Below are 3,481 nucleotides of genomic sequence, written 5' to 3'. Positions count from 1 at the left end.
GCCCCTGATTATCTTTATTTGTTTCATCTGTTGTGTCTCTTTCTATTTCCAAAATGTCATAGGACCAAAAGCCCAAACAAAATTATGGACTTTGCTTATTTCCATGAAGCAGAAATCTCCCGAAGTGGATATTCCTGAAGGTGTGTTCTACGATGAAATAGATGGTTATAATCTGTATGTGAAGCATAAGAACCGCAAAACTGGTATGCTGTATGACGTACTGATATATAATTTTGAGAAAGGTTTTGAGAATGCTCAAATTATCAAGTCTGATTCGGGACGTCTGGAGATGACGGCTGACAAACAGCATTTATATTTGCATTTATACAGTGGTGAGCAGTTTGAGAATTTGAAATCGCAGAACATGAACCAAAGGAATGTGCCTTACCGGCGTGAGACATTCCGCGAAAAGCATGCAATCATTGAGTTCAATTCGGATTTTAATATGGTGGATGCAGGTATCATGAGTAATCAGTCCAACAGTAAGGATATGAGAATGCTGCAGGCGGATATTGATTCCATGAAATTGCAGAATGACAGTGTGGGACGTGGTTATTATAAAGAAGCTATGGCAGGAACTTATAAGGTGACAGCCAGCTTGTCTAAAGAGGATACATTGAAGATTGAAAAGGCCTATTTAGGTGAGTACAATGTAGACAGCCTCTACAATGTGGCTACACTGATGCAGAAACAGAAGGTTATATCCACGGCCGTCAACCGTGCAGAGAGTGCGGGGAGTGACTGGAGTTTTAAGAGCTTTAATATATCGCAGACTGAAAGCAGCCTTCGACGGCACATGACTTCCTGGCATGAGAAACTGACTCTTTCTCTGGCATGTCTCATCTTCTTCTTTATTGGTGCGCCACTCGGAGGAATTATCCGTAAAGGAGGCTTGGGAATGCCGGTGGTGGTTTCTGTATTGATTTTTATTATCTATTACATCATCAACAATACGGGGTATAAGATGGCCCGTGACGGACAGTGGGTTGTCTGGATGGGTATGTGGACCAGTACTGCTGTCTTGGCTCCATTGGGTGCGTTCTTGACATATAAATCCAACAATGATTCAGTGGTATTGAATGCTGATGCTTATATAAATTGGTTCAAGAAGGTTGTGGGTATTCGCAGTGTACGCCATCTGTTCCGTAAGGAAGTAATCATCCATGATCCTGATTATACACGTATTCCGGAAGAGCTGAAGGCTTTGTCCGTAGACTGTCGTGAATATGCTGATAGAAAGGGGTTGAAACGTGCTCCCAATTACTTTAAATTGTGGATGACTGATAGCCAGGATGAGGCAGTGGAAGATATTAACGAACGTTTGGAAAGTCTGATAGATGAGATGTCGAATACAAGATCCGTTACTTTGTTGACAGCGCTGAACACCTATCCGGTCATCCCCATCCATGCGCATGTCCGTCCGTTCCGCAATTATTGGTTAAACTTGCTCTGCGGTATTGTTTTCCCGATAGGCTTGTTCTTTTATTTCCGTATCTGGGCATTCCGTATCCGTCTGAATAAGGATATGGAGCGGATTATCAAGACAAATGAAGATGTGATTGGAATTATAGAAAGGGATCAGAATAAATAAAAACAAAATAGATTATGGAAAATGTAAAGTTGAATACGATAGAAGAGGCCATTGAAGACTTCAAAGCCGGTAACTTTGTGATTGTTGTGGATGATGAGGACCGTGAGAATGAGGGTGATTTGATAATTGCAGCTGAAAAGATTACACCGGAGAAAGTAAACTTTATGTTGAAGCATGCCCGTGGTGTGCTTTGTGCTCCAATTACAGTTTCGCGTTGCAAGGAACTGGATTTGCCGCATCAGGTATCGGATAATACTTCTGTATTGGGTACTCCCTTCACTGTTACTATTGATAAATTGGAAGGCTGTAGTACCGGGGTTTCTGCGGCAGACCGCGCTGCTACTATCCAGGCGTTGGCCGATCCGGCTTCTACTCCGGCCACTTTCGGGCGTCCTGGCCACATTAATCCATTGTATGCTCAGGAGAAAGGTGTGTTGCGCCGTGCCGGACATACGGAGGCTACTATTGATATGGCACGTTTGGCTGGACTTTATCCGGCGGGAGCCCTTATGGAAATAATGAATGAGGATGGTACAATGGCCCGTTTGCCCGAATTGCGCAGAATGGCAGATGAATTTGGCTTGAAATTGATTTCTATCCGTGACTTGATTGCCTACCGTTTGAAGCAGGAGTCTATTGTAGAAAAAGGAGTGGAAGTGGATATGCCTACAGACCACGGTCATTTCCGTTTGATTCCTTTCCGCCAGAAGTCGAACGGTTTGGAACATGTAGCTTTGTTCAAGGGTACTTGGGAATTGGATGAACCGATTCTGGTGCGTGTACATTCTTCTTGTGCCACTGGTGATATATTCAATTCCAAACGCTGTGATTGTGGCGAGCAGCTGCATAAGGCAATGGAGATGATAGAGAAAGCCGGTAAGGGGGTAGTTGTATATCTGAATCAGGAAGGTCGCGGCATTGGCCTGATGGAAAAAATGAAAGCATATAAATTGCAGGAAGAAGGCATGGATACTGTGGATGCTAATATTTGCCTGGGACATCTGGCAGACGAGCGTGATTATGGTGTGGGTGCCCAGATTCTTCGTGAGATAGGAGTGCACAAAATGCGGCTGATGACCAATAATCCCGTGAAACGTGTGGGCTTGGAGGCTTACGGTTTGGAAATAACGGAGAACGTAGCTATTGAGACTACTCCGAATCCATACAACGAGCGTTATCTCCGTACCAAGAAAGAACGTATGGGACATACACTTCATTTCAATAAGTAACTGTCTTTTTGTTTTCTTATATCAAAGAAAATCGCTTATTTTGCAACCGGATTTGCGTAACAATCATTAAATAGTAACAAAATGAACCAATTATCAGATCGTTTAAACAGTTTGTCGCCTTCTGCGACACTGGCTATGTCTCAAAAGAGCGCAGAGCTGAAGGCTCAAGGCGTAGACGTAATTAACCTGAGTGTGGGAGAACCGGACTTCAATACTCCCGACCACATTAAAGAGGCTGCGAAAAAGGCGATAGACGATAACTTTTCTCGCTATTCTCCAGTGCCGGGTTATCCTGCCTTACGTAATGCAATTGTAGAGAAGTTGAAGAAGGAAAACGGTCTGGAATATACCGCCGCACAAATTTCTTGCGCCAATGGTGCCAAGCAGTCGGTTTGCAATGCAATCCTGGTATTGGTAAATCCGGGTGACGAAGTAATTGTACCTGCTCCCTATTGGGTCAGTTATCCGGAAATGGTAAAGTTGGCTGAGGGTACGCCGGTTATCGTACCTGCCGGTATCGACCAGGACTTTAAGATAACACCTGCACAGCTGGAGGCTGCCATCACCCCGAAGACAAAGGCGCTGATTCTTTGCTCTCCCTCTAACCCTACGGGTTCGGTGTACAGCAAGGAGGAGTTGGCAGGCCTGGCCGCAGTATTGG

The 3,481-nt window shown here is 44.4% G+C and carries 3 protein-coding genes; all 3 read left to right on the top strand.

Annotated elements, in window-relative coordinates:
- A partial coding sequence (locus ABUA47_RS14310; protein ID WP_349831712.1) for an LptF/LptG family permease occupies window positions 1-1,591 on the top strand: 1,591 nt, incomplete at its 5' end.
- Window positions 1,592-1,605: 14 nt separating this feature from the next.
- Complete coding sequence (locus ABUA47_RS14305; protein ID WP_005824728.1) at window positions 1,606-2,820, top strand: bifunctional 3,4-dihydroxy-2-butanone-4-phosphate synthase/GTP cyclohydrolase II; 1,215 nt, start codon at window positions 1,606-1,608, stop codon at window positions 2,818-2,820.
- 81 nt (window positions 2,821-2,901) lie between these two features.
- A partial coding sequence (locus ABUA47_RS14300; protein WP_349831710.1) for an aminotransferase class I/II-fold pyridoxal phosphate-dependent enzyme occupies window positions 2,902-3,481 on the top strand: 580 nt, incomplete at its 3' end.

The sequence above is a fragment of the Bacteroides sp. RTP31139st1_H2_RTP31139_211217 genome (genome assembly GCF_040227615.1).
GTDB classification, from domain to species: Bacteria; Bacteroidota; Bacteroidia; order Bacteroidales; family Bacteroidaceae; genus Bacteroides; species Bacteroides uniformis.
This window is presented reverse-complemented; position numbering and strand designations above follow the sequence as displayed.